Source organism: Pseudomonas sp. GW823-FHT06B06 (genome assembly GCF_058795195.1).
The window spans coordinates 61,705-88,387 of sequence record NZ_JBXAHO010000011.1; the positions used below are offsets into that span (position 1 = coordinate 61,705).

General features: G+C 60.1%; 25 protein-coding genes. 12 read left to right on the top strand and 13 right to left on the bottom strand.

Annotation, left to right across the window (positions count from 1 at the left end):
* The first annotated feature begins 116 nt into the window (after positions 1-116).
* From AC1Q8Q_RS12430 to AC1Q8Q_RS12440, 3 genes are read left to right on the top strand one after another with little or no spacing between them, the layout of a single operon-like run.
* Positions 117-1,082 (top strand): HlyD family secretion protein, encoded by a 966-nt coding sequence (locus AC1Q8Q_RS12430; RefSeq protein ID WP_168759101.1) that lies wholly within the window; start codon positions 117-119, stop codon positions 1,080-1,082.
* Positions 1,079-3,802, top strand: coding sequence for a ribosome-associated ATPase/putative transporter RbbA (gene rbbA / locus AC1Q8Q_RS12435; protein WP_033042144.1), 2,724 nt, complete (start codon positions 1,079-1,081; stop codon positions 3,800-3,802). The genes AC1Q8Q_RS12430 and rbbA overlap by 4 nt, the downstream gene beginning before the upstream one ends.
* The gene (locus AC1Q8Q_RS12440) at positions 3,802-4,920 is read left to right on the top strand and encodes an ABC transporter permease (protein ID WP_033042145.1); all 1,119 of its coding nucleotides are present in this window, start codon (positions 3,802-3,804) and stop codon (positions 4,918-4,920) included. Before rbbA ends, AC1Q8Q_RS12440 begins: the two co-directional genes overlap by 1 nt.
* Before the next feature lie 54 nt (positions 4,921-4,974).
* Here AC1Q8Q_RS12440 and AC1Q8Q_RS12445 read toward each other — a convergent pair whose 3' ends face one another.
* Positions 4,975-5,382, bottom strand: coding sequence for a flagellar basal body-associated protein FliL (locus AC1Q8Q_RS12445; protein WP_492615078.1), 408 nt, complete (start codon positions 5,380-5,382; stop codon positions 4,975-4,977).
* A gap of 150 nt (positions 5,383-5,532) precedes the next feature.
* On the opposite strand from AC1Q8Q_RS12445, the gene AC1Q8Q_RS12450 reads away from it, so the two are divergent.
* Positions 5,533-6,510 (top strand): NADPH:quinone oxidoreductase family protein, encoded by a 978-nt coding sequence (locus tag AC1Q8Q_RS12450; RefSeq protein ID WP_168759103.1) that lies wholly within the window; start codon positions 5,533-5,535, stop codon positions 6,508-6,510.
* Between the two features lie 50 nt (positions 6,511-6,560).
* Here AC1Q8Q_RS12450 and AC1Q8Q_RS12455 read toward each other — a convergent pair whose 3' ends face one another.
* The gene (locus AC1Q8Q_RS12455; protein WP_168759104.1) at positions 6,561-7,175 is read right to left on the bottom strand and encodes an energy transducer TonB; all 615 of its coding nucleotides are present in this window, start codon (positions 7,173-7,175) and stop codon (positions 6,561-6,563) included.
* Positions 7,176-7,505: 330 nt separating this feature from the next.
* Between AC1Q8Q_RS12455 and glpT the strand changes: the two genes are divergently transcribed.
* On the top strand, positions 7,506-8,855 hold the full coding sequence (gene glpT, locus AC1Q8Q_RS12460) for a glycerol-3-phosphate transporter (RefSeq protein WP_110748025.1): 1,350 nt from the start codon (positions 7,506-7,508) through the stop codon (positions 8,853-8,855).
* On the opposite strand, the gene AC1Q8Q_RS12465 is transcribed toward glpT, so the two are convergent.
* From AC1Q8Q_RS12465 to AC1Q8Q_RS12495, 7 genes are all read right to left on the bottom strand, one after another.
* The gene (locus tag AC1Q8Q_RS12465; protein WP_020797262.1) at positions 8,831-9,499 is read right to left on the bottom strand and encodes a gamma-glutamylcyclotransferase; all 669 of its coding nucleotides are present in this window, start codon (positions 9,497-9,499) and stop codon (positions 8,831-8,833) included. The genes glpT and AC1Q8Q_RS12465 overlap by 25 nt on opposite strands.
* Positions 9,500-9,801: 302 nt before the next feature.
* The gene (locus AC1Q8Q_RS12470; protein WP_020797261.1) at positions 9,802-10,770 is read right to left on the bottom strand and encodes a CDP-6-deoxy-delta-3,4-glucoseen reductase; all 969 of its coding nucleotides are present in this window, start codon (positions 10,768-10,770) and stop codon (positions 9,802-9,804) included.
* A complete protein-coding gene (ubiD, locus tag AC1Q8Q_RS12475) occupies positions 10,770-12,236 on the bottom strand; it encodes a 4-hydroxy-3-polyprenylbenzoate decarboxylase (RefSeq protein ID WP_020797260.1) in 1,467 nt (488 codons plus the stop codon). The genes AC1Q8Q_RS12470 and ubiD overlap by 1 nt, the downstream gene beginning before the upstream one ends.
* A gap of 141 nt (positions 12,237-12,377) precedes the next feature.
* A complete protein-coding gene (rho, locus tag AC1Q8Q_RS12480; RefSeq protein ID WP_003206716.1) occupies positions 12,378-13,637 on the bottom strand; it encodes a transcription termination factor Rho in 1,260 nt (419 codons plus the stop codon).
* Positions 13,638-13,885: 248 nt separating this feature from the next.
* Positions 13,886-14,215 (bottom strand): thioredoxin TrxA, encoded by a 330-nt coding sequence (gene trxA, locus AC1Q8Q_RS12485; RefSeq protein WP_003206727.1) that lies wholly within the window; start codon positions 14,213-14,215, stop codon positions 13,886-13,888.
* A gap of 121 nt (positions 14,216-14,336) precedes the next feature.
* Positions 14,337-15,044: a FadR/GntR family transcriptional regulator gene (locus tag AC1Q8Q_RS12490; protein ID WP_083350198.1), complete on the bottom strand. Its 708-nt coding sequence runs from the start codon at positions 15,042-15,044 to the stop codon at positions 14,337-14,339.
* 43 nt (positions 15,045-15,087) lie between these two features.
* Positions 15,088-15,252, bottom strand: a complete 165-nt coding sequence (locus AC1Q8Q_RS12495) for a hypothetical protein (protein WP_020797257.1) — start codon at positions 15,250-15,252, stop codon at positions 15,088-15,090.
* 48 nt (positions 15,253-15,300) lie between these two features.
* Between AC1Q8Q_RS12495 and AC1Q8Q_RS12500 the strand changes: the two genes are divergently transcribed.
* From AC1Q8Q_RS12500 to ppx, 5 genes are all read left to right on the top strand, one after another.
* Entirely contained in the window at positions 15,301-16,086 is a 786-nt protein-coding gene (locus AC1Q8Q_RS12500; RefSeq protein WP_020797256.1) for a transporter substrate-binding domain-containing protein, read from the top strand.
* A gap of 22 nt (positions 16,087-16,108) precedes the next feature.
* Positions 16,109-16,777, top strand: coding sequence for an amino acid ABC transporter permease (locus AC1Q8Q_RS12505; protein WP_492615079.1), 669 nt, complete (start codon positions 16,109-16,111; stop codon positions 16,775-16,777).
* Positions 16,774-17,424 (top strand): amino acid ABC transporter permease, encoded by a 651-nt coding sequence (locus AC1Q8Q_RS12510; RefSeq protein ID WP_033044598.1) that lies wholly within the window; start codon positions 16,774-16,776, stop codon positions 17,422-17,424. Before AC1Q8Q_RS12505 ends, AC1Q8Q_RS12510 begins: the two co-directional genes overlap by 4 nt.
* Positions 17,411-18,148 carry an amino acid ABC transporter ATP-binding protein gene (locus tag AC1Q8Q_RS12515; protein WP_020797253.1) on the top strand — a complete coding sequence of 246 codons (738 nt, stop codon included), beginning with the start codon at positions 17,411-17,413 and terminating at the stop codon, positions 18,146-18,148. The genes AC1Q8Q_RS12510 and AC1Q8Q_RS12515 overlap by 14 nt, the downstream gene beginning before the upstream one ends.
* 181 nt (positions 18,149-18,329) lie before the next feature.
* Positions 18,330-19,832, top strand: a complete 1,503-nt coding sequence (ppx, locus tag AC1Q8Q_RS12520) for an exopolyphosphatase (RefSeq protein ID WP_083349891.1) — start codon at positions 18,330-18,332, stop codon at positions 19,830-19,832.
* A 145-nt stretch (positions 19,833-19,977) separates the two neighbouring features.
* Here ppx and ppk1 read toward each other — a convergent pair whose 3' ends face one another.
* Together ppk1 and hemB are read right to left on the bottom strand one after the other, a co-directional pair.
* A complete protein-coding gene (gene ppk1 / locus AC1Q8Q_RS12525) occupies positions 19,978-22,200 on the bottom strand; it encodes a polyphosphate kinase 1 (protein WP_020797250.1) in 2,223 nt (740 codons plus the stop codon).
* Between the two features lie 18 nt (positions 22,201-22,218).
* Complete coding sequence (gene hemB, locus AC1Q8Q_RS12530; RefSeq protein WP_020797249.1) at positions 22,219-23,232, bottom strand: porphobilinogen synthase; 1,014 nt, start codon at positions 23,230-23,232, stop codon at positions 22,219-22,221.
* A gap of 207 nt (positions 23,233-23,439) precedes the next feature.
* On the opposite strand from hemB, the gene AC1Q8Q_RS12535 reads away from it, so the two are divergent.
* Positions 23,440-24,072, top strand: coding sequence for a DedA family protein (locus AC1Q8Q_RS12535; protein WP_020797248.1), 633 nt, complete (start codon positions 23,440-23,442; stop codon positions 24,070-24,072).
* On the opposite strand, the gene AC1Q8Q_RS12540 is transcribed toward AC1Q8Q_RS12535, so the two are convergent.
* The gene (locus AC1Q8Q_RS12540; protein ID WP_033040564.1) at positions 24,053-25,288 is read right to left on the bottom strand and encodes a sterol desaturase family protein; all 1,236 of its coding nucleotides are present in this window, start codon (positions 25,286-25,288) and stop codon (positions 24,053-24,055) included. The two genes, AC1Q8Q_RS12535 and AC1Q8Q_RS12540, sit on opposite strands and share 20 nt — an antisense overlap.
* A gap of 115 nt (positions 25,289-25,403) precedes the next feature.
* Between AC1Q8Q_RS12540 and elbB the strand changes: the two genes are divergently transcribed.
* Positions 25,404-26,072, top strand: coding sequence for an isoprenoid biosynthesis glyoxalase ElbB (gene elbB, locus AC1Q8Q_RS12545; RefSeq protein ID WP_020797246.1), 669 nt, complete (start codon positions 25,404-25,406; stop codon positions 26,070-26,072).
* Positions 26,073-26,189: 117 nt separating this feature from the next.
* On the opposite strand, the gene AC1Q8Q_RS12550 is transcribed toward elbB, so the two are convergent.
* Complete coding sequence (locus tag AC1Q8Q_RS12550; RefSeq protein ID WP_020797245.1) at positions 26,190-26,645, bottom strand: YaiI/YqxD family protein; 456 nt, start codon at positions 26,643-26,645, stop codon at positions 26,190-26,192.
* Positions 26,646-26,683 lie beyond the last annotated feature (38 nt).

The window sequence follows — 26,683 nt, forward strand, 5'->3', positions numbered from 1 at the left end:
GCCTGTCACTCTGGCTGACCTTGCCAACCAGTCAGGCTTGACCCTCAGTTGACTATCATCAAGGTGCTCAAGCGCGTTCCTGCCAGACTGGGACGCAATAGACGCAGGATGCCGACATGTCGACGCACAGCCGTTCTTCGCTTTTCTTCGTATTTTTACTGGGGGCTGTGCTGCTGGCCGCCGGAGTGATTGGTTATTGGCGGTCGACCGTTAACCGGCTGCCCGAAGGGTTGCATGTCGGCAATGGTCGACTTGAAGCCACTGAAGTCCAGATCGCCAGTAAAACACCCGGTCGATTGGCTGAAGTGCTGGTGGACGAAGGCGACAAGGTAACCCAGGGTCAAATGTTGGCCCGCATGGACACCCGGACCCTCGAAGCCCAGCGCAACCAGGCTGAAGCCGAAGTGATACGCGCTCAGGAGAATCTTTCCGCGGCCCAGGCCAATGTGAAACTGCGCCAGAGCGAGCAACTGCTCGCCCAGCAAGAACTCAAACGCTCTCAGGCGTTGTTCAATCGCGGTTTCGCCAGCGGCCAGATCATCGACCAACAGCAGTCACGCTTCGATACCGCCAACGCGGCTGTTACCGCGGCCCGCGCGCAGGTGTCCGCCGTCAGCGCCGCCATTGGCGCTGCACAAGCGCAAGTGGCTCAGTTAAACAGCGAAATCGACGACAGTAGCTTGCGGGCTCCTATCGACGGGATCATTCAGCTTCGCATGGCCGAACCTGGAGAAGTGCTCGGCGCGGGTGGGCGAGTATTGCTGCTGATTGACCCGCACGACCAATATATGAACCTCTATCTTGCAGCATCCGTCGCCGGACGCCTGGCGGTCGGCGATGAAGCGCGGATCCTGCTGGACGCCCTGCCCGACCAGCCGTTGCCGGCAAAAATCAGCTTCGTGGCGGCCAAATCGCAGTTCACACCCAAAGAAGTCGAGACCCGCGACGAACGTCAGAAGCTGGTGTTTCGGGTCAAGCTACGCCTGACCCGCCCCAGCGCCGTGCCCCAGGCCAAACCGGGGATGCCCGGCAACGGCTACGTGCGCACCGCTCCCATTGACTGGCCGGCCAATCTTCAATGACCGGCCTGGCACTGCATGCCACTCGCCTTCAGCACCGCTATGGCGAGCGGCGTGCACTGACCGACATCACGCTCAGTCTGCCCACCGGTACCCGGTGTGGGTTGATTGGCCCGGATGGCGCCGGCAAATCCAGCCTGCTGGGATTGATCGCCGGCGTGAAGACACTACAGGAGGGACAACTGGAAGTGCTCGGTGGCTCGATCCAGGACCGGCGCCACCGCAACAGCCTCTACTCGCGCATAGCGTTCATGCCTCAAGGCCTGGGCGGCAACCTGTACCCTGATCTGTCGATCCGCGAGAACATTCACTTTTTCGCCACACTGTTCGGGCTGTCCGGGGCCGAAAGCGATCAGCGCATGCACAGCCTGCTGCTGGCCACCGATCTGCTGCGATTTGCCGAGCGCCCGGCCGGCAAGCTGTCGGGCGGAATGAAACAGAAGCTCGGCCTCTGTTGTGCGCTGATCCATGAGCCGGATTTGTTGATCCTCGATGAGCCGACCACTGGCGTCGATCCTTTGTCCCGACGGCATTTCTGGGAGTTGATTGATGACGTTCGGCGCCAACGCCCGCAACTGACGCTGCTGGTCGCCACCGCGTACATGGAAGAGGCCGAGCAGTTCGAACACTGCCTGATGCTCGATGACGGCAAGCTGATCGCCGGCGGTTTGAGCCGCGACCTGCGGGCGGTAACCCCCAGCGGCAAACTCGATGTAGCCTTCACCCACTTTCAGGGCGACACCGGCCACGACAACCGGCCGCTAGTGATCCCTCCCCGGACCAACGCCAAGGCTGACATCGCCATCGAAGCCCATGACCTGACCCTACGCTTCGGCGATTTCACCGCTGTGGACAAAGTCAGCTTCGCCATCGGTCGCGGCGAGATCTTCGGGTTTCTGGGATCCAACGGTTGCGGAAAAACCACCACCATGAAAGTGCTCACCGGGCTGATCCCGGCCAGTGAAGGCAGTGCCACGTTGCTGGGCAACCCAGTAAACGCCAAGGACCTGGCCACCCGCAAGCGCGTCGGCTTCATGTCTCAGAGCTTCTCGCTCTATGGCGAGCTCAGCGTGCGACAGAATCTGGACCTGCATGCGCGACTGTTCGATTTGCCCCAGGCCGACAGCACTCAGCGCATCGACGAACTGATCCAGCGCTTCAGCCTGGCCAGCGTCGCCCATCAGTCGTCCGGTGCATTGCCGCTGGGTCTGCGCCAACGATTATCCCTGGCGGTGGCGGTACTGCATCGCCCGGAAGTGCTGATCCTCGACGAACCCACCTCCGGCGTTGACCCGGCGGCGCGGGACGATTTCTGGCGACTGCTGACCGAACTGTCCCGTGAACAGGAGGTGACGATATTCCTGTCCACCCACTTCATGAACGAAGCCCAGCGCTGCGACCGCATCTCATTGATGCACGCAGGCAAGGTATTGGCCTGCGACACCCCGGCAGCACTGCAACAGCAGTTCAACGGCCAGACGCTCGAGGCCGCGTTCGTCACCTGCCTGGAACAGGCCCAGGGCCCGGTCGCAACAACGGCGCCATCAACACCCATCGACACAACGCTCGCACCCACCACATCGATGAACGATCGTCGCTTCAGCTTTGGGCGGCTGAGGGCGCTGGCGAGTCGTGAAGGCAAGGAACTGCTGCGCGATAGAGTGCGCCTGGCCTTCGCACTGCTCGGGGCGATGCTCATGATGGTGATTTTCGGCTATGGCATTTCCCTGGACGTGGAGAAACTCGCCTTCGCGGTCTACGACCAGGACCAGACCCCACAAAGCCGGGCTTATCTGGAGGCCTTCCGCGGCTCCCGTTACTTCGACGAGCAACCCCCGATAAGCGATCCAACGCAGTTGCATCGACGACTGCAGCGCTCGGAAATCAAACTGGCGCTGGAGATTCCCCCCGGATTCGGTCGGGATCTGTTCGCCGGTCGCCAACCTGCGGTAGCGGCGTGGCTCGACGGCGGGATGCCGTTTCGCGCTGAAACCAGCCGCAACTATGTGGAAGCGGTACACCAGGCCAACCTGGAGCAACTGGCGGATCAGTCCAGTCCCGCACCACCCCGGCAAGCACCAGCCAAACTGGAAACCCGTTTCCGCTACAACCAGGATGTCGTCAGCGTCAACGCCATCGGCCCTGGAGTAATGGCGCTGATCCTGGCGTTCATCCCGGCCATGCTGACTGCTCTGGGCATTGTGCGGGAGAAGGAACTGGGCTCGATCACCAACTTCTACGCCACACCGCTGACCCGCCTGGAGTTCCTGCTAGGTAAACAGGTGCCGTATCTGGCCGTCAGTCTGATCAATCTCGCCGTGCTGGCAGCCATGAACCGCTGGCTGTTCGGCGTCCCTTTCAAGGGCAGCGCATTGACCCTGGCCTTCGGCGGATTGCTCTACGTGCTGGCGACCACCAGCATGGGCCTGTTGATTTCGGCGTTCACCCGAACCCAGATCGCCGCGATTCTCGGCACTATGATCATCACCAGTCTGCCGACCATCCAGTTCTCCGGTTTGATCGTGCCGCGATCGTCGCTCGATGGTGCGGCCGCGGTCATGGGGATGCTGTTTCCGGCAGGCTATTTTCTCGATATCGCTGTCGGCACCTTTACCAAGGCCCTGGATATCCGGCAGTTGTGGCCACAATGCCTGGCACTGTTCGGGTTCTTTCTCGGGTTCACCGGGCTCAGCCTGGCCATGCTGAAAAAGCAGGAGGTCTGATGCACAAGCTTGGGCACATCCTGCGTCTTGGCCTCAAGGAGCTCACCAGCCTGCGACATGACAGTGTGTTGCTGCTGTTCCTGTTCTACGCCTTTACAGTGGCGATCTACATGCCGGCCGCGGGCTCAGTGATCGGTGTACACAACGCCAGCGTGGCCATGGTCGATGAAGATCACAGCCCCATGTCGCGCCAACTGGCTCAGGTTCTGCGGCCGCCGGAATTCCAACCGCCGGTGCCGCTGCCTTATGGTCAACTGGACGAAGTGCTGGACAGCGGGCGGTACACCTTCGTGATCAATGTTCCAGCCAATTTTCAGGCCGATCTGCTGGGCGGCCACCAGCCAGCGGTGCAGGTCAACGTTGACGCCACCGCCATGAGCCAGGCGTTCATGGGCGCAGGCTATATCGGGCGGATTTTCCAGCGCGAGCTGCTGAGCTACAGTGGTCAGGGCGACGCGGCCAGCCAGACACCCGTGCTGCTGACAACACGAGCGCTGTTCAATACCAATCTGGAGGGTGGTTGGTTCCTGGCGGTGATTCAGATCGTCAACAACATCACGATTCTGGCCATCATCCTGACGGGCACAGCGCTGCTGCGTGAACGCGAGCATGGCACCCTCGACCATCTGCTGGTACTGCCACTGACGGCACTGGAAATCATGCTGGCGAAAGTCTGGAGCAATATGCTGGTGGTGGTGCTATGCACCTGGGTTTCGCTGGAGGTGATTGTCAAAGGCGCCCTTGGCGTGCCGCTGGCCGGTTCCATGAGCTTTTTCCTGCTGGTAACGGCGGTTTATCTGTTCGCCAGCACGGCGCTTGGAATCTTCCTCGCGACCCTCGCCCGCTCGACACCGCAGTTCGGCTTGTTGGCGATTCCGGTGATTATCCCGATGTTGCTGCTTTCCGGGGGCAGTACGCCCCTGGACAGCATGCCGCAATGGCTGCAATGGGTGATGCAGGGCTCGCCATCGACGCACTTCGTCAGCCTCAGCGCCGCGATACTGTTTCGCGACGCCGGCATCGGTGTCGTCTGGCCAGACTTGCTCGCATTAAGTGCCATCGGCCTGCTGTTTTTTACCATTGCACTGATGCGGTTTCGCAAGAGCCTGGCGTCCTGAGGAACGAGTAGAGAGGCACTCTCGCAACGAGTGCCCGTCCGCACAGCAAAAAGCTTATTGAATGATCAGGTTGTTGAACAACAGGTCCTCAACCACCGGCTTGCCGGTTTCATCATTCATGATCTGCTGGGTTTGCTTAAGGGCTTCCTGACGCAGCTTTTCCTTAGCCTCGACATTGTTCATCGTCTCGGTGGACTGCTGGGCAAACAGCGCCACCAGTTGATTACGAATCAACGGTTCGTTGGCCTTCACCGCTTTGGCGGCCTCGTCACCCGTCACACGCAATGCCACATCAGCCTTGTAGACCTTGAGCTTCGGCGTGCCATCGAGCCCGTAGTTGCCCACGAACGGCGGGCTCAAGGTGACGTAATTGACCTTCGGCGCCACCTCTTCCTTGGCCTCTTCGGCCACCGCTGCCATAGGCAAGGAAACGCCCAGCAACAACATGATCCACGCTTTCACAATTCGCTCCTTATCCGGTTTGCGGCCTAGCATAACCAGCCGCTACGCCAGCACAAGCTTATGGCTGGTTATCAGGGACGGGCATGCTCGTTGACCCGTCGACTCACACACCTACACTTATCGGCCAACACTCCCAAAGGAATAGCCCTGATGAAAGCCGTGCTGTGCAAAGCCTTCGGCCCTGCCGAATCGCTGGTGCTGGAAGACGTCGCCAGTCCTGTCGCGAAGAAGAACGAAATCCTGCTGGAGGTGCACGCCGCCGGGGTGAACTTTCCCGACACGCTGATCATCGAGGGCAAGTACCAATTCAAGCCGCCCTTCCCTTTTTCCCCCGGCGGTGAAGCCGCCGGCGTAGTCAGCGCCGTGGGCGAAAAAGTCAGCCACCTGAAAGTCGGTGACCGGGTCATGGCCCTTACCGGCTGGGGCAGCTTCGCCGAACAGGTCGCGGTGCCGGGTTACAACGTGTTGCCGATTCCGCCTTCCATGGACTTCAACACCGCCGCCGCCTTCAGCATGACCTATGGCACTTCGATGCACGCCCTCAAGCAGCGCGCCAACCTGCATCCCGGCGAAACCCTGCTGGTACTGGGCGCCTCCGGCGGTGTCGGCCTGGCGGCTGTGGAAATCGGAAAGGCCATGGGCGCCCGGGTGATCGCCGCGGCCAGCAGCGCGGAAAAACTTGCCGTGGCCAAGGCTGCAGGTGCCGACGAGCTGATCAACTACAGCGAAACCAGCCTCAAGGACGAAATCAAGCGCCTGACCGATGGCCAGGGTGCCGACGTGATCTACGACCCGGTGGGCGGCGACCTGTTCGACCAGGCCATCCGCGCCATCGCCTGGAACGGCCGCCTGCTGGTGGTTGGCTTTGCCAGCGGACGCATTCCCGAACTGCCAGTAAACCTCGCGCTGCTAAAGGGCGCGGCTGTACTCGGCGTGTTCTGGGGCTCGTTCGCCCAGCGTCAGCCGCAGGATAACGCCGCCAACTTCCAGCAATTGTTTGGCTGGTTTGCCGAAGGCAAGTTGAAGCCGCTGGTGTCGCAGGTGTACCCGCTAAGCAATGCCGCGCAGGCCATCAATGACCTGGGCCAGCGCAAGGCCGTTGGCAAGGTGGTTGTGCAGGTTCGCTGAGCCCGCCACACGGTCTGGACTCCCGTCAATGGTGTCCAGGCCGCCCCAAACTAAAGCAACTTGCGAATATCCTCCGGCAAAAACCTCACATACCTGGACACCGGGTTGTTAAGGCACTCCCTGACAATGATCGGTACTTTCCTGTTCATCCTGGCTATCAGCGCCAGGCGCCGCTCATTGGGTAATGTCGTCGCAGAAAAGGCATTCGATAAATATGCACGGGTGTAGTGGAACGCAGTGGTATCAGCCCAGGCGTGTTCCGGCGTGTTGGCCGTGACTGCATTTAGATCGCGACATTTCAGTTTCTTAAGCCATTCATTGAGATGAAGGGGTAACGCTGAATTGAATCCAAAGACCATCGGCGCAATCACTTCCTGTTCCGCAGGCTTCCCATCCTCAACCGTCCATGGCTTGAACCGCCACTGCCCTATCGCCACCCTGCACGCCTCGGCCAAATCATGATGATCGCTTTGCAAAATACTTACCTTGCTGACCGAGCCATCGGCATGGACCGTAAACCTGACCCTGACATCACCGATGATTCCGGCCCGTTGCAGCGCTGGCGGATAAATCGGCTTGGGGTTGTGCTCCGGTATCAGGAACACGTCACCTCCCCTACTTTCAACAGACAAAACCAACAGCACCAAACACATAACCCACCGCATAACGCATCCCCCTTCTTACCCTGCATCGCCAAACCTGGCTGCCAGACAAAGGGTAAAGATCGAAGGCTTTGGGCTGAAGGTCATGGCTTCCGGTAAAAGCGCAGGACCTTTCCCAAAAAGCTGCCCTATTGCGTTCAGATCAGGCACATCTACGTCGAAACGGTAACGCTTCCTACACCGCCCTTCATTTACGTCTGAGCGACATGTTCATAAAAGAACGCTCGATTTCCAACATTTCCGCTGTTTTGTCGATGAGAACCGATGCTAGTTTCGGTAACGAAACTGTAACATTCGCATCCGCAGTCAAAACAAGAAATTTGGAGCTCTTGAATGTTTGCTTTCTTTCGTCCTGCCGCACATCAGGCTCCGCTGCCTGAAGAAAAAATAGACAGCACCTACCGACGCCTGCGCTGGCAGATCTTCGCCGGTATCTTTATCGGTTACGCCGGTTACTACCTGCTGCGCAAGAACTTTTCCCTGGCCATGCCTTATCTGATCGAAGAGGGCTATACCCGTGGAGAATTGGGCGTGGCGCTGTCGGCGATTGCCATTGCCTATGGTTTGTCCAAGTTTCTGATGGGCATCGTTTCCGACCGTTCCAATCCGCGCTACTTCCTGCCGTTCGGCCTGTTGGTCTCTGCAGCGGTGATGTTCACGTTCGGTTTCGCACATTGGGCGACGTCCAGCGTGACCATCATGTTCATCCTGCTGTTCATCAACGGCTGGGCGCAGGGCATGGGCTGGCCGCCAAGTGGGCGGACCATGGTCCACTGGTGGTCGCAGAAGGAACGCGGTGGCGTGGTGTCGCTGTGGAACGTGGCACATAACGTGGGTGGCGGCTTGATCGGCCCACTGTTCCTGATCGGCATGGGCCTGTTCAACGACTGGCACGCTGCGTTTTATGTACCGGCGGCAGTGGCCATGGCCGTGGCGGTGTTTGCCTTCATCACCATGCGCGACACCCCGCAATCGGTCGGCCTGCCGCCGATCGAGAAGTACAAGAACGACTATCCGGAAGGCTACGACGCGAGCCACGAAGAGGAATTCAGCGCCAAGGAAATCTTCGTCAAGTACGTGCTGCGCAACAAGATGCTCTGGTACATCGCCCTGGCCAACGTCTTTGTCTACCTGCTGCGCTACGGCGTGCTGGACTGGGCACCGACCTACCTCAAGGAGGCCAAGGGCTTCACTGTGGACAAGACGTCCTGGGCGTATTTCTTCTATGAGTGGGCCGGTATTCCGGGCACGTTGCTGTGCGGTTGGATGTCAGACAAGATCTTCCGTGGCAACCGTGGCCTGACAGGCATGGTGTTCATGGCATTGGTGACCGTGGCGACACTGGTGTATTGGCTCAACCCGGCCGGTAACCCGACTGTCGACATGATTGCGCTGGTCTCCATCGGCTTCCTGATCTACGGCCCGGTGATGCTGATCGGCCTGCAGGCACTGGAACTGGCACCGAAGAAAGCCGCCGGTACGGCTGCGGGCTTCACGGGGCTGTTCGGCTACCTGGGAGGTTCGGTCGCGGCCAGTGCAGCGATGGGCTACACCGTGGACCATTTCGGCTGGGACGGCGGTTTCATCTTGCTGATCGGCGCCTGCCTGCTGGCGATGGCCTTCCTGGCGCCAACCCTATGGCACAAGCAAGTCGCCAGTCAGAGCCGCGAAGCACTGGCTTGATCATCCTTTGACTTGCAGCGCTTGAGCCGCGCCTCCAGATTGCGGTCTGGCATGGCGTGGCTACGCAGGGCGTGGGCGGTCTGCTCGACATAATCGCGAGTAGTGCCGTAGCGCCCGCAAGCGTTCTCGAACACGTGGCTCAGGACATGATCCGGCAGGTTACCGGCATAACTGGGCAGATGCCGCTCCAGGACAAATCCCAATGCCTGAACCTGGTTGCCGTCTTCAAGTCGGCAGTTGAGCCAGTGCGGGCGATAGGACGGAAATGGCATCTCACGTTTCCATAGCGCATACAACGACGCGTCCAGCTGTTCATCAGGCAAGCGATAGGCGAAACCGCTGCAGGAGCCGCCGCGATCCAGACCAAAGACCAGCCCGGGCATTTCCGGCGTGCCACGATGCTCGTGGGACCACAGGTACAAACCGCGATGATAGCCATGCACTCGCCCACGAACGCGCTCGACCGCCGTGCATTCAGGGCGCCAGATCAGCGACCCATACGCGAACAACCACACCGGCCCGCCTTTGTGACGCGCCATGGTCGACTGCATAGAGCTGAGCAATTGTTCGTGCGTGAGTTGCGGCCCCAGATCGAGCTGCGGAGGATAGGACAGGTTCAGAAACGAAGATTCAATGGCGCTCATGGCGAATAGCGTTCAGCTCCCCGCGAGTAGACAGTTACTAAATAGAACGCACCGCTGTAGCAATAAGGCACATATGTATTCAAGTAATTGAAGCGCATTGGCGCAACTCTTAATTAATTACTTGAACGATATATAACCTACCGACATTTATATGATTTTATAAATACCGATCGGCTATATAGAGAGTTATAACGGGAGGAACTGTAGGAGCTGCCGCAGGCTGCGATCTTTTGATCTTCAAGGCAAGGTCAAAAGATCGCAGCCTGCGGCAGCTCCTACAAGGGCTGGATCAAGATCGTGGATCAAGATCGAGGGGCGTACGCGAATACGTCGGCGCGCATCTGGTGGGCGTCCATCCCCGCCTCGACCAGCGCATCCAACGTGCCGTAGACCATGGCCGGCGAACCACTGGCGTACACGTGCAGGGCTTTGAGATCAGGAAAGTCTTCGCATACCGCCTCATGCAACATGCCGCAGCGTCCCTGCCAACCGCATTGATCGCTGACGACTTTATGCAGGAACAGGTTGGGCAGCTTCAGCCATTCATCCCAATGTTCGACTTCATAAAAGTCTTCAGGACGACGCACCCCCCAATACAGGTGCACCGGATGCTTGAAGCCCTCGGCGCGGCAATGCTCGATCAGGCCATGGACCTGGCCCATGCCGGTGCCCGCGGCGATCAATACCAATGGACCGTCCGGCAACTCGGCCAGGTGGGCATCACCGAACGGCATGTCGACACGCACCATGCTGTTGCGCTGAAGTTGCTCGATCAGGTTGAGCGCGCTGGCTTCACGCGCCAGCACGTGGATTTCCAGGTCACGGCCACCGGAGGGTGCCGAGGCCAGGGAGAAGGACGACTTCTCGCCGTTGTCGCGATGGATCATCAGATACTGGCCCGCGTGATATCGCGGCGGCTTGCCGGCGGGGGCCCGCAGCCGCACCCGCCAGGTATCACCACCGACCTCGGTGCAACTGGTGACCTGACACGACAGACTGCGCACCGGCAATTCTCCCAGCGCGAGCACGCCATCCCACAGCACGATGCAGTCTTCCAGCGGCTCTGCTATGCAAGTGTAGAACTCGCCATGGTCACGCACATCGCCCGCCTGCTCCACGCGCCCTTCCACCAGCAGTGCCGCGCACACATGGCAGTTACCGTTGCGACAGCTTTGCGGGCATTCATAGCCCAGGCGACGTGCGCCATCGAGAATCCGCTCGCCGGGCAAGATATCCAGTACTGCTCCGGAGGGCTGCAAGGTTACACGCATCAATCTATTCCTAACTGATTCCAGATGGCATCGATCCGCTGGGTCACGGCGTCGTCCTTGACGATTACACGGCCCCACTCGCGCGTGGTTTCACCCGGCCATTTATGCGTGGCATCGAGCCCCATCTTCGAGCCCAGGCCGGACACCGGCGAGGCGAAGTCCAGGTAGTCGATGGGCGTGTTCTCGATCATCACCGTGTCGCGCTTGGGGTCCATGCGCGTAGTAATGGCCCAGATCACGTCGTTCCAGTCGCGGGCGTTGATATCGTCGTCAGTGACGATAACGAACTTGGTGTACATGAACTGTCGCAAAAACGACCAGACACCGAGCATTACCCGCTTGGCATGCCCCGGGTACGACTTCTTCATGGTCACGACGGCCATGCGGTATGAACAGCCTTCGGGCGGCAGGTAGAAGTCGGTGATCTCCGGGAACTGCTTCTGCAGGATCGGCACGAACACTTCGTTCAGCGCCACACCCAGGATCGCCGGCTCATCCGGTGGACGCCCGGTGTAGGTACTGTGGTAGATCGGCTTGATCCGGTGGGTGATGCGCTCGACCGTGAACACAGGGAAGCTGTCGACTTCATTGTAGTAACCGGTGTGGTCGCCGTACGGCCCCTCATCGGCCATCTCGCCTGGATGGATCACGCCTTCAAGGATGATCTCGGCGGTAGCCGGCACTTGCAGGTCGTTGCCACGGCATTTCACCAGCTCGGTACGGTTACCGCGCAACAGGCCGGCGAAGGCGTACTCGGAAAGGCTGTCCGGCACCGGGGTCACGGCGCCAAGAATGGTCGCCGGGTCAGCACCCAGCGCCACGGCGACCGGGAACGGTTGGCCGGGATGTTTTTCGCACCATTCACGGTAATCCAGCGCGCCGCCACGGTGACTCAGCCAGCGCATGATGACCTTGTTGCGGCCGATCACTTGCTGACGGTAGATGCCGAGGTTCTGCCGGTCCTTGTTCGGACCTTTGGTGACCGTCAGGCCCCAGGTGATCAGCGGCGCGACGTCGCCTGGCCAGCAGGTCTGCACGGGCAACGTCGACAGGTCGACGTCGTCGCCTTCGATGACCACTTCCTGGCAGATCGCATCCTTGACCACCTTGGGTGCCATCGAGATGATCTTGCGGAAGATCGGCAGCTTGGACCAGGCGTCTTTCAACCCCTTGGGCGGCTCGGGCTCCTTGAGGAACGCCAGCAACTTGCCGATTTCGCGAAGCTCGCTGACCGCTTCGGCGCCCATGCCCAACGCCACGCGCTCGGGGGTACCGAACAGGTTGCCGAGCACGGGAATGTCAAAACCGGTGGGTTTTTCGAAAAGCAGGGCCGGGCCCTTGGCGCGCAAGGTGCGGTCGCAGACCTCGGTCATTTCGAGCACTGGGGACACCGGAACCTGGATGCGCTTGAGTTCGCCGCGCTGTTCCAGGCCGCTGATAAAGTCGCGCAAGTCGCGATACTGCATGCGTGAGCCTCGTGTTGGCCGTGGCGTTCGGGGGCAGGCAGTTTAGCGCCGAACCTCATGCTTCAGAACCACGAACTACGGGTTGATCAAAAATCAGATAGCAAAAAGCCGGGTTTCCCCGGCTTTTGCTGGTCTATCGACTTACTTGCGCTTCATCGACAGGAAGAACTCATCGTTGGTCTTGGTCGTTTTCAGCTTGTCGACCAGGAACTCGATGGCAGCCACTTCGTCCATAGGGTGCAGCAGCTTGCGTAGAATCCACATGCGCTGCAGCTCGTCGTCGGCAGTCAGCAACTCTTCGCGACGAGTACCGGAACGGTTGATGTTGATCGCCGGGAACACACGCTTTTCAGCGATACGGCGATCCAGAGGCAGTTCCATGTTGCCGGTGCCTTTGAATTCCTCGTAGATCACTTCGTCCATCTTCGAGCCGGTTTCAACCAGCGCGGTGGCGATAATGGTCAGCGAGCCGCCTTCCTCGATGTTCCGCGCAGCGCCGAAGAAACGCTTCGGTTTCTCCAGGGCGTGGGCATCGACACCACCGGTCAATACCTTGCCGGAGCTCGGGATCACGGTGTTGTAGGCACGGGCCAGACGGGTGATGGAGTCGAGCAGGATCACCACGTCCTTCTTGTGTTCGACCAGGCGCTTGGCCTTCTCGATCACCATTTCGGCAACCTGCACGTGGCGGGTTGGCGGCTCGTCGAACGTCGAGGCAACCACTTCGCCGCGCACGGTACGCTGCATTTCGGTTACTTCTTCCGGACGTTCGTCGATCAGCAAGACGATCAGATGAACTTCAGGATTGTTACGCGCGATGTTCGCCGCGATGTTCTGCAGCATGATCGTCTTACCGGCTTTGGGCGGTGCAACGATCAGACCGCGCTGGCCTTTACCGATCGGGGCGCACAGGTCGATGACTCGACCGGTCAAGTCTTCGGTGGAACCGTTACCGGCTTCCATCTTCATGCGCACGGTCGGGAACAGCGGGGTCAGGTTCTCGAAGAGAATCTTGTTTTTCGCGTTTTCCGGACGGTCGAAGTTGATCGTGTCGACCTTGAGCAGTGCGAAATAACGCTCGCCTTCCTTAGGAGGTCGGATCTTGCCAACGATGGTGTCACCGGTACGCAAGTTGAAGCGACGGATCTGGCTCGGCGAGACGTAGATATCGTCTGGGCCGGCGAGATAGGAGGCGTCAGCAGAGCGAAGGAAGCCGAAGCCGTCCTGGAGAATCTCCAGCACGCCATCACCGGAGATTTCCTCGCCGCTTTTCGCGTGCTTTTTCAGCAGGGAGAAAATCACGTCCTGCTTGCGCGAACGGGCCATATTTTCTATGCCCATCTGTTCGGCCAATTCGAGCAGTTCGGTAATCGGCTTTTGCTTGAGTTCAGTCAGATTCATATAGGAATGACGTAATCATTTATGGAGGGGGGAAATTAAGCTTTTGGCTTAATGAGGCCGCGCCGCGGAGAAGGCGACAGGATCGCGTACTTATTCGAAAAGGAGAGCGTCGGCGACGGCTAGCAGGGGGCACTGGAGAAACCAGCGCGGGGCCGAATGTAACACCTGAGTTTCGGAGCGTCTAGCCCTCTACAACGAAAAAAGCCCCGCTATCTGCGGGGCCTTTATCTGACACGCTACTACGACGCTTAGATGTTGGCGTCGAGGAAAGCCGCCAGCTGCGACTTCGACAGTGCGCCGACCTTGGTCGCTTCAACGTTGCCGTTCTTGAACAGCATCAGCGTCGGGATACCGCGCACGCCGTGCTTGGCGGGGGTTTCCTGGTTTTCGTCGATGTTCAGCTTGGCAACGGTCAGCTTGCCTTTGTAGGTCTCGGCAATTTCGTCCAGGACAGGAGCGATCATTTTGCAAGGGCCGCACCATTCAGCCCAGTAGTCGACCAGTACAGCGCCTTCAGCCTTGAGTACGTCGGCCTCGAAGCTAGCGTCGCTAACGTGTTTGATAAGATCGCTGCTCATGGAATTCTCCAGGGTTGTAAGCAAAAAAACGTGGCCCATCATAGCCGCCCTTCCCTCGTTCAGGAAGGTGCAGATGATTGAGTCTCGCTATGGTGTTCCATGAGTTTGGGTATAGCCCAGGTCACGCCAATGCGGGAGCGACGAAAGCGATCCCGGTACGCAGCGCCGCATTGCGCACGTGTTCGTGCATGGCCTTTTGCGCGGCCCCCGAGGCCCGGCGCGCCAGCGCGCGAAGGATTTTGCGGTGCTCATGCCAGGTTTCCATGGCCCGCTCGGCCCGGATGAACGGTAGCTTCTGACTCTCCAGGAAAATCTCGGCACTGGCCGTCAGGATGCTCAGCATCGCCTGATTGCCGCTGGCCAGCAAAATGCGCCGATGGAATTCGAAGTCCAGGCGGGCTGCCGCTTCGAAGTCGCCGCACTTGAGGTCGTTGCGCATGGCGGCGACGTTATCTTCCAGCGCATCGAGCTCATCGGTACTCAAGGTCACGGCCGCCAGCCCCGCCGCGAATCCCTCCAGCGCGTAACGCAACTGGAAGATATCCAGGGGCGAAGCCTGCGCCGCGAAGGGCCAACCGGGTGCGGCCTCGCTTCGCTCAAGCTCCACCGGCGACTGCACGAACACGCCTTTGCCCGGCTGGATACTGATGACACCCAGTGCGCTGAGCGATGACAGCGCCTCACGCAACGACGCCCGACTGACCCCCAGTTGCACCGCCAGGTCCCGCTGCGAGGGCAAGGCATCCCCGGGCCCGAAACCCTGTTCGGTGATCAGTTTGCGGATGGCTTGCAGCGCCAGTTCAGGTACGGCGCGAGAGATCGAATTCATGGTTTTCCAGTCGAACCTGGCCAATGAGCGCTCAGTTGTAAAGCTATTCGAAGCGCCCGGCAAGTCGTGCCCCATGGGGGTTCGGTGACTTTCGCCGCTGCGCCATCGGGGTGCGAAACGCCACCTGACTGTTCAGACCAGTAAGACCGTGTGACGCCAGCAAATCCGCGGCCTGGCGGCCCACCAACGCCATGTTGGCATGGCCCATGCTCTGTCGATCCGCAGAAATCCCTTCGCAAAGATCCGGAGACTTGCCATGACCCAGCGTTACAGCGCCCTCCTCGCAGCCTTGTTCGCCAGCCTCGTGCTGAGCCAGGCCCCCGCCCACGCCGACGCCCTGGAGGATGTCGTGCAGCGCGGCGTTCTCAAGGTCGCCGTACCGCAGGACTTCCCGCCCTTCGGCTCGGTTGGCCCGGACATGAAGCCGCGCGGCCTGGACATCGACACCGCCAAACTGCTGGCCGACCAGCTCAAGGTCAAACTCGAACTGACCCCGGTCAACAGCACCAATCGCATTCCGTTCCTGACCACCGGCAAGGTCGACCTGGTGATCTCCAGCCTCGGCAAAAACCCGGAACGCGAAAAAGTCATCGATTTCTCCCGCGCCTATGCGCCCTTCTACCTCGCCGTGTTCGGTCCTCCAGATGCCGACATCAAGAGCCTCGACGACCTCAAGGGCAAAACCGTCAGCGTCACCCGTGGCGCCATCGAAGACATCGAGCTGACCAAGGTCGCCCCCGAAGGCGTGACCATCAAGCGCTTCGAAGACAACAACTCGACCATCGCCGCGTATCTGGCGGGGCAAGTGGACCTGATCGCCAGCGGCAACGTGGTAATGGTCGCCATCAGCGAGAAGAGCCCGAAACGCGTGCCAGCGCTGAAAGTGAAGCTCAAGGACTCGCCCGTCTACGTGGGCGTGAACAAGAACGAGCCGGCGCTGCTGGACAAGGTCAACCAGATTCTTGTGACCGCCAAGAGCGACGGCGCGCTGGAGAAAAATGCCCTGGCCTGGTTGAAAGAACCGCTGCCGGCCGATCTCTGATCCGGCGCGCAGGAGACACGCGATGGCTTATCAGTTCGATTTCTTGCCGGTGGTGCACAACACCGACCTGTTGCTGCGCGGTGCGCTGTTCACTCTTGAGCTGACGGCCATCGGCGCGGTACTGGGGGTGGGTCTGGGCATCGTCGGGGCGCTGGTGCGGGCGTGGAACATCCGCCCCTTCTCCGGGATTTTTGCGGTCTACGTCGAGTTGATCCGCAATACGCCGTTTCTGGTGCAGTTGTTTTTCATTTTTTTCGGCCTGCCCACCTTGGGTGTGCAGATTTCCGAATGGCAGGCAGCGGTACTGGCGATGGTGATCAATCTGGGCGCCTATTCCACCGAGATCATCCGTGCCGGCGTCCAGGCGATCCCGCGAGGTCAGCTGGAGGCCGCGGCGGCCCTGGCGATGACGCGCTTCGAAGCCTTCCGCCATGTGGTGCTGCTGCCGGCGTTGGGCAAGGTCTGGCCGGCCCTGAGCAGCCAGATCATCATCGTCATGCTCGGTTCGGCGGTCTGTTCGCAGATCGCCACTGAAGAGCTGAGCTTCGCTGCCAACTTCATTCAGTCGCGTAACTTCCGCGCCTTTGAAACCTATGCACTGACCACGCTGCTCTATCTGTGCATGGCCTTGCTGATCCGCCAGTTGCTGAACTGGATCGGCTACCGGTTCATTGCGAGGAGCGGCCGATGAGCGATTTCACCTTCTGGGACATCGTGCGCAACCTGCTCACGGGCCTGCAATGGACACTGGCGTTGTCGCTGGTGGCGTTCGTTGGCGGCGGGCTGATCGGCTTGTTGATCATGGTCATGCGCCTCTCGAAAAAAGCCTTGCCGCGCAGCGTTGCCCGTACCTACATCGAATTGTTCCAGGGCACGCCGCTGTTGATGCAGCTGTTCCTGGTGTTCTTCGGTGTAGCGCTGGCCGGGGTGGAGATTTCGCCTTGGGCCGCGGCGGCAATCGCCTTGACGTTGTTCACCAGCGCCTACCTGGCGGAAATCTGGCGGGGTTGCGTCGAGTCGATCCCCAACGGCCAATGGGAAGCCTCGTCGAGCCTGGCGCTCAATCCCCTGGAGCAATTGCGCTACGTGATCCTGCCACAAGCGTTGCGCATCGCCGTGGCGCCGACCGTGGGCTTCTCCGTGCAAGTGGTAAAGGGCACCGCCGTGACCTCGATCATCGGTTTCACCGAACTGACCAAGACCGGCGGCATGTTGGCCAACGCCACCTTCGAGCCCTTCATGGTCTACGGCCTGGTCGCCCTCGGCTACTTCCTGCTCTGCTACCCCTTGTCCCTCAGTGCGCGCTACCTGGAAAGGAGACTGCATGCCTCTGCTTAGAATTTCCGCCCTGCATAAATACTATGGCGACCACCATGTGCTCAAAGGCATCGACCTGAGTGTCGAGCAAGGCCAGGTGGTGGCGATCATCGGCCGCAGCGGCTCGGGCAAGTCGACCTTGCTGCGCACCCTCAACGGCCTGGAATCGATCAACGATGGCGTCATCGAAGTCGACGGCGAATACCTCGACGCCGCCCGCGCCGACCTGCGCAGCCTGCGCCAGAAAGTCGGGATGGTGTTCCAGCAGTTCAACCTGTTCCCGCACCTGACGGTGGGCGAGAACGTGATGCTTGCGCCGCAGGTGGTGCAGAAAGTACCGAAGACACAGGCTGCCGAACTGGCGCGACAGATGCTGGAACGGGTCGGGCTTGGGGAGAAGTTCGATGCCTTCCCCGATCGCCTGTCCGGCGGGCAGCAACAGCGGGTGGCGATTGCCCGTGCGCTGGCGATGTCGCCCAAGGTGCTGCTGTGCGACGAAATCACCTCGGCGCTCGACCCAGAGCTGGTCAACGAAGTGCTGAGCGTGGTTCGGCAACTGGCCAAGGAAGGCATGACGCTGATCATGGTCACCCATGAAATGCGCTTTGCCCGGGAGGTTGGGGATAAGTTGGTGTTCATGCATCAAGGTTTGGTGCATGAGGTGGGCGATCCAAAGGAGTTGTTTGCCAATCCGCGGACGGTGGAGTTGGCGAATTTCATTGGGACGGTTGAGGCGACCACCTGATCATTCCCACGCTCCGCGTGGGAATGCCTCAACGGACGCTCCGCGTCCGCTTTGGGGACGCAGAGCGTCCCGGGCTGCATTCCCACGCAGAGCGTGGGAACGATCGGCTTTGAACACAACGCGTTGGCGGCAGCCTTTGATCGTGGCAGGATGTCGAGGTTATCGACCGAGACCCCTGACCATGCCGCAATCCCAAGCCAAGAATCTGTCCTTGATCGCCGCAATCGACCTGGGCTCCAACAGCTTTCACATGGTCGTGGCCAAGGCCCAGAACGGCGAAATCCGCATTCTCGAACGTCTCGGGGAGAAGGTTCAGTTGGCCGCCGGTATCGACGACGAACGCCACCTCAGCGAAGAATCCATGCAACGCGGGCTCGATTGCCTCAAGCGTTTCGCCCAACTGATCAACGGTATGCCCCCAGGCGCCGTGCGGATCGTCGGCACCAACGCCCTGCGTGAAGCCCGTAACCGCAACGAATTCATCCACCGCGCCGAAGAAATCCTCGGCCACCCGGTGGAAGTCATCTCCGGCCGTGAAGAAGCGCGCCTGATCTATCTGGGCGTGTCCCACACCCTCGCCGACACCCCGGGCAAACGCCTGGTGGCCGACATCGGCGGTGGCAGCACCGAGTTCATCATCGGGCAGAGATTCGAGCCCTTGTTGCGCGAAAGCCTGCAGATGGGTTGCGTCAGCTACACCCAGCGCTATTTCAAGGACGGCAAGATCACCCCGGCCCGCTACGCCCAGGCGTATACCGCGGCGCGGCTGGAGATCATGAGCATTGAACACGCCCTGCATCGCCTGACCTGGGATGAAGCCATCGGCTCCTCGGGCACCATCCGCGCCATCGGCCTGGCGCTGAAAGCCGGCGGCCACGGCACCGGTGAAGTGAATGCCGAAGGGTTGGCCTGGCTCAAGCGCAAGCTGATCAAGCTTGGCGATGTCGAGAAAATCGACTTCGAGGGCATCAAGCCGGACCGTCGGGCGATTTTCCCGGCCGGCCTGGCCATCCTCGAAGCCATCTTCGATTCACTTGAACTGCAACGCATGGACCACTGTGAAGGCGCGTTGCGCGAAGGCGTTCTCTATGACCTGCTGGGTCGTCATCATCACGAAGACGTGCGTGAACGCACCCTGACGTCGCTGATGGAGCGTTATCACGTCGACCTGGAACAAGCGGTGCGAGTCGAACGCAAGGCCCTGCATGCCTTCGATCAGGTGGCCAAGGACTGGGACCTGGAAGACGGCGTCTGGCGCGAACTGCTCGGCTGGGCGGCCAAGGTGCATGAGGTGGGCCTGGACATTGCCCACTACCAGTACCACAAGCATGGCGCCTACCTGATCGAGCACTCGGACCTGGCCGGTTTCTCCCGCGAAGACCAACTGATGCTTGCACTGCTGGTGCGCGGCCACCGCCGCAACATCCCCAAGGACAAGTTCGCCGAATTCGGCGATGACGGCATCAAGCTGATTCGTCTTTGCGTGTTGCTACGTTTCGCGATCCTGTTCCATCACATCCGCGGCACCCAGCAAATGCCTCAGGTGGAACTGAACGCCAATGGCAACCACCTGGAAGTTGTTTTCCCGGAAAACTGGTTGGAGGACAACCAACTGACCCAGGCCGACTTCGAGATTGAAGCGCAGTGGCTCACCCGCGTAGACACCGTCCTGACCGTGCGCTGAACCTGTAGGAGCTGCCGCAGGCTGCGATCTTTTGATTTTGCCCTTCAAAACAAGATCAAAAGATCGCAGCCTGCGGCAGCTCCTACAGGGTGGAAACAAAAATGGCGATCCAAAGGGATCGCCATTTTTTTACCTCGTGCCGGTGTTACCGAACCGCCAGGATCGGGCTACCCAACCGCTCCAGCAAGGTAGCCTGCGCACTGCGCGGGTTCTGGTTGCCGGTCGGTGTATTGCGGATGTAACGGCCGTCCGACTGCAGGCTCCAGCTGTGGGTGTTGTCGGTGAGGTACAGCTCGAGCTCTTTCTTGACCCGCATGATCAGCTTCTTGCCCTCTACCGGGAAGCAAGTCTCGACGCGCTTGTCGAGGTTGCGCTCCATCCAGTCAGCGCTGGAGAGGAACATCTGCTCTTCCCCGCCATTGAGGAAATAGAAGACCCGGGTGTGCTCCAGGAAGCGACCGATGATCGAGCGCACATGGATATTGTGCGACACCCCGGCGATGCCCGGCCGCAGGCAGCACATGCCACGCACTACCAGGTCGATGCGCACGCCCGACTGGCTGGCCTTGTACAACGCGCGGATGATCTTCGGATCGGTCAGCGAGTTGAACTTGGCGATGATGTGCGCCGGCTTGCCCTCGAGGGCGAACTGGGTTTCGCGGGCAATCATGTCGAGCATGCCCTTTTTCAGGGTAAACGGCGCATGCAGCAGCTTTTTCATGCGCAGCGTCTTGCCCATGCCGATCAACTGGCTGAACAGTTTTCCGACGTCTTCGCACAGGGCGTCGTCGGAGGTCAGCAGGCTGTAGTCGGTATACAGGCGAGCGTTGCCGGCGTGATAGTTACCCGTACCGAGGTGGGCGTAACGCACGATCTCACCCGCTTCGCGGCGCAGGATCAGCATCATCTTGGCGTGGGTCTTGAAGCCGACCACACCGTAGATCACCACCGCACCGGCCGCTTGCAGACGGCTGGCCAACTGCAGGTTGGACTCTTCGTCGAACCGCGCGCGCAATTCGATCACCGCGGTGACCTCCTTGCCGTTACGCGCTGCATCCACCAACGCATCGACGATTTCCGAGTTGGCGCCGGAGCGATACAGGGTCTGACGCACCGCCAACACGTGCGGGTCCTTGGCGGCCTGGCGCAGCAGGTCGACCACTGGAGTGAACGACTCGAACGGGTGCAGTAACAGGATGTCCTGCTTGCTGATCACGCTGAAAATGTTTTCGCTGTTCTGCAGCAGTTTCGGAATCTGCGGGGTGAACGGCGTGTATTGCAGCTCGCGCTGGCTGTCCAGGCCGGTAATGCTGAACAGACGCGTCAGGTTCACCGGGCCGTTGACCTGATACAGCTCGCTCTCGCTGAGGTTGAATTGCTTGAGCAGGTAGTCGGACAGGTGTTTCGGGCAGGTATCGGCAACTTCCAATCGCACCGCGTCGCCATAACGACGGGAGAACAGCTCGCCGCGCAGGGCACGCGCCAGGTCTTCGACATCTTCCGAGTCCAGCGCCAGGTCGGCGTTTCGGGTCAGGCGGAACTGATAGCAGCCCTTGACCTTCATGCCCTGGAACAAGTCATCGGCGTGAGCGTGGATCATCGACGACAGGAATACATAGTTGTCGCCAGGGCCGCCGACTTCTTCCGGCACCTTGATCACCCGCGGCAGCAAGCGCGGTGCCGGGATGATCGCCAGGCCGGAGTCGCGACCAAAGGCGTCGATACCCTCGAGCTCGACGATGAAGTTAAGGCTTTTGTTCACCAACAAAGGGAACGGGTGCGTCGGGTCGAGGCCGATCGGGGTGATGATCGGGGCGATCTCGTCACGGAAATAGCGGCGCACCCAGGTCTTTAGCTTGGTCGTCCAGTGACGGCGACGAATGAAGCGGACCTGATGTTTTTCCAGCTCCGGCAGCAGGATGTCGTTGAGGATCGCGTACTGACGATCGACGTGACCGTGGACCAGTTCACTGATGCGGGCCAGGGCCTGGTGCGGTTGCAAGCCGTCGGCACCCGCTTGCTCCCGGGCGAAGGTGATCTGCTTCTTGAGGCCGGCGACACGAATCTCGAAGAACTCGTCCAGGTTGCTGGAGAAGATCAGCAGGAACTTCAGGCGCTCCAGCAACGGGTAGGACTCGTCCAGTGCCTGTTCCAGCACGCGGATGTTGAACTGCAGCTGCGACAGCTCGCGGTGAATGTACAGGCTGCTGTCATCCAGGCCGGGAATGGCAATCGCCGGCGCTGCCACAGCGGTTTCGACGACCGCCGCGGGCGGAGCTGGCTCCAGCTCCGGCGGGGTCTCGTCGACTTGCTCCACCACAGGTTGGGCGTCTTTTACGGCAACTTCAGTGAGTACTTCGGTATTCATCGAATGTTCCTGGGAGGGCTATTTTTGCTCTCGTAACAGTTGAGCAGCACGAACGGCAAAATATGTCAGGATGCCATCAGCGCCTGCGCGTTTAAAAGCGGTCAGGGATTCGAGGATAACCCCTTCGCTCAACCAGCCATTCTGGATCGCCGCCATGTGCATGGCGTATTCGCCACTGACTTGATAAACAAAAGTCGGCACTTTGAATTCTTCTTTGACCCGGCAGAGGATGTCCAGATAGGGCATGCCTGGCTTGACCATGACCATGTCTGCGCCTTCTGACAAGTCAGCCGCCACTTCGTGCAGGGCTTCGTTGCTGTTGGCCGGGTCCATCTGATAGGAGGCCTTGTTGGCCTTGCCCAGGTTCAGTGCCGAACCGACCGCATCGCGAAACGGGCCGTAATAGGCGCTGGCGTACTTCGCCGAATAGGCCATGATCCGTACGTTGACGTGACCGGCCACTTCGAGGGCCTCGCGGATAGCCTGGATGCGACCGTCCATCATGTCCGAAGGCGCAACCACCTGGGCGCCAGCTTCGGCATGGGACAGGGCTTGCCTGACCAGTGCGTCGACGGTGATGTCGTTCTGCACATAGCCTTCTTCGTCGAGAATGCCGTCCTGGCCGTGGGTGGTGAACGGGTCCAGCGCGACGTCGGTAATCACGCCCAGCTCAGGAAACTGTGCACGCAGGGCGCGGGTGGCGCGCTGGGCAATGCCTTCGGGGTTCCAGGCTTCGGCGCCATCCAGCGATTTGAGCTCTGGAGGTGTCACCGGGAACAGCGCCAGCGCCGGAATGCCCAGCTCGACCCACTTGGCTGCCTCTTCCAGCAACAGATCGATGGTCAGGCGTTCGACGCCCGGCATCGAGGCCACCGCTTCGCGACGGTTTTCACCGTCCAGTACGAACACCGGCAGGATCAGATCATCGACGGTCAACACGTTTTCACGGACCAGTCGACGCGAAAAATCATCGCGACGGTTGCGGCGCAGGCGGGTTGCGGGGAACAAGCGGTTGGCGGGGGTAAAGCTCACGGCAGACTCCTGAGCCCGCGCGGACGGGCGAGCGTGACAGTTATAAGCGGCCATTATGACGATCACATGACAGTTGTGTGCAACCTGTGACAGGTAGCCGCATTCCATTGTCCTTGTAGGAAATGTTCACGTCGAGACACATTTGGACACTTTCCTGAATGTGTACGAAGGGTTAGGCTGCGCGTTCATTTCGCCAGCACCCAGACAATGCTCCAACAATTTCTGCATGACTTCGGCTACTTTGCCCTATTTCTAGGCACATTCTTCGAAGGCGAAACCATCCTGGTGCTCGCGGGCTTCCTCGCGTTCCGTGGATACATGGACATCAACCTGGTGGTGGTCGTGGCGTTCTTCGGCAGTTATGCCGGCGATCAGCTGTGGTACTTCCTGGGACGCAAGCACGGGCGCAAGCTGCTGGCACGCAAGCCGCGCTGGCAGTTAATGGGTGATCGGGCGCTCGAGCACATTCGCAAGCATCCGGATATCTGGGTCCTGAGCTTTCGCTTCGTCTACGGCCTGCGCACCGTGATGCCGGTGGCAATCGGCCTGTCTGGCTATCCGCCGGGCCGTTATCTGCTGCTCAACGGAATTGGCGCTGCGATCTGGGCCACCGCACTGGCGGCGGCGGCCTATCACTTTGGCGCGGTACTGGAAGGGATGCTCGGCAGCATCAAGAAATACGAACTGTGGGTGCTCGGTGCCCTGCTCGTCCTCGGGTTGGGCCTGTGGCTGCGCCGCCGGTTCAAGAATGCTCGCTTGGCCAGGCAGATCTATGCCGACGAGCAAGCCCTGAAAGCCCAACAGCACAATGCCGGCAACCCTAAGACGCCAATCGAGTAAAACGGTTTCTGCAGCAGTAGAGCCCGATACCGCTGATCAGACTGTAACTGAGCAGGCCGACCCAGCCCACCGCGCTGGCCGGCCACAGCCCCACCAGCGGCGCCAGCCATACCAGCGGCACATTCGATGCCAGCCGCAGCAACTCCAGCTTCAGCGCCCACGGGCGATTCTCCAGGGCCACGCCCAGCACGAACAGGCCCAGCGCCACAGCTCCCCAGCCCAACACCAACGCGGCCGTCGACAGATTGGGCGCGAGGTTCATCAAATAGCTGCCAAACGCGATGTAGACGCAGAACTGTAACAGCACGTAGAGCTGCTGACGCCCGTCCAATGGCACCTCGAATTTGCGGAACTGGCTCAGGTCCGGCTTGTTCATCGGGTACTTGGCCGCCACATCCGCCGGCCGCCAGCCGGTGCGCATGAACCAGATCCGCAGCTTGTCCCAGGTGCTTTCGGCACGCCGCGCATCCGCCCACAACTGGGCGTAGAACTGCACGTTGGCCCACACCGGGTTCCAGCTCGACAGCGGTGTGGTGACGCCGAAAATCACCGGCTCGTTATCGTCTTCTTCCTGGAACGAGCCAAATAGACGGTCCCAAATAATGAACACACCGCCGTAGTTGCGATCCATGTAGAGAGCGTTCTGTGCATGGTGGGCCCGATGATTGGATGGCGTGACGAAAAACCACTCGAACCAGCCGAGCTTGGGAATGTGCCGGGTATGCACCCAGAACTGGTACAGCAGGTTAAGCGCCGCGACGCTGACGAACACCAGCAACGGCACACCGACGACGGCCATGGGGAGGTAGAAGATCCAGCTCAGGAGGAATCCGGTGCTCGTCTGGCGCAAGGCGGTGGAGAGGTTGTAGTCCTCGCTCTGGTGATGCACCGAATGCGCGGCCCAGAGGATGTTGCGCTCGTGGCCCATGCGGTGCAGCCAGTAGTAGCAGAAATCGTAAAAGACGAAGGCAAACACCCAGACCCAGATGCTGTCGGGCGAGAGCTCGAACAGTGCCAGGTGCTTGAGGGCGAACGCATAGGTCACCAGCCCTACGCCTTTTGTCAGCAGGCCGGTGGTGGTCGACAGCACACCGGTGCTGATGCTGTTGATCGCGTCCGCCAGCCGATAGTTGCTGACCCCGCGCCAACGGTCGGCCAGCAGCTCGACAGCGATCAGCACAAAGAAAAACGGCACCGCATACAGAATGAAGTCCATGACGCGCCCTGGTCGGAATCTTGAGGACAGATCCTATGTGTAGCCTCGAATTATCCCTATGGCAACGAGTGACAAATTAGTGGACATTTAACGCCATGAATCTGGAGAAAAGCCCATGAGCAAAAAAGTTGCAGTGATCCTTTCCGGTTGTGGCGTATACGACGGCGCCGAGATTTACGAAAGTGTGGTGACCCTGCTGCGCCTGGACCAGCGTGGCGCGCAGGTGCAGTGTTTTGCCCCGAATATCGCGCAGCTGCACGTGATCAACCACCTGACCGGCGAAGAAATGCCCGAGTCGCGCAATGTGCTGGTGGAGTCTGCCCGTATAGCCCGCGGCGAGATCAAGGATATCCGCGAAGCCGACGCCGAGGAGTTCGATGCACTGATCATTCCCGGCGGCTTCGGCTCGGCCAAGAACCTCTCCAACTTTGCCATCGAAGGTACTGGCTGCACGGTGCAACCGGATGTCCTGGCATTGACCGAAGCCTTTGCCGAGGCCGGCAAACCGGTCGGCCTGATCTGCATCTCACCTGCCCTGGCGGCGAAAATCTATGGTCCCGGCGTGACATGCACCATCGGCAACGACGCAGAAACGGCAGCGGCCCTGAACAAGATGGGCGCCACCCACAAGGAATGTGCCGTGAGCGATATCGTCGAAGACAAGGCGCGCAAACTGGTGACGACACCGGCCTACATGCTGGCGCAATCGATCAGCGAAGCGGCTTCGGGCATTAACAAACTGGTCGACCGGGTGCTCGAACTGACCCACGAAAACGACGCCTGACATCGATTAAATGTGGGAGCGGGCTTGCTCGCGAAAGCGGTGTGTCATTCAACAATGATGGTGACTAATACACTGCATTCGCGAGCAAGCCCGCTCCCACAGGGTTCTTTACAAGGTTCAAGCTTGGCGGGTCAGCCTTGTAAGGATCCGGTCCAGCGCATTGGCAAACGCCTGCTTTTCCCGCTCACCAAACGGCGCTGGCCCGCCACTCATCTGCCCCTGTTCGCGCAAATCGGTGAACAGGTTGCGCACGGCCAGGCGATCGCCCATGTTCTGCGCATCGAACTCCTTGCCCCTCGGGTCCAGCGCAGCAACGCCTTTTTTCACCAAGCGGTCGGCCAGCGGCACATCGCTGCAGATCACCAGCTCACCAGGTACCGCGTGCTCCACGAGGTAGTCGTCGGCCGCATCAGGGCCACTTGGCACCACGATCAACTTCACCAGGGCAAGGCCGGGCTTGATCTGTGGCTGGCCGGCCACCAGCACCACTTCGAACTGGCGCTTGAGGGCGAACTTCACCACCAGGTCCTTGGCCGCCCGGGGGCAGGCGTCGGCATCGATCCATACGCGCATGTTCTTGTCCTCTCTAAAAAGCTTCGCGAGCAGGCTCG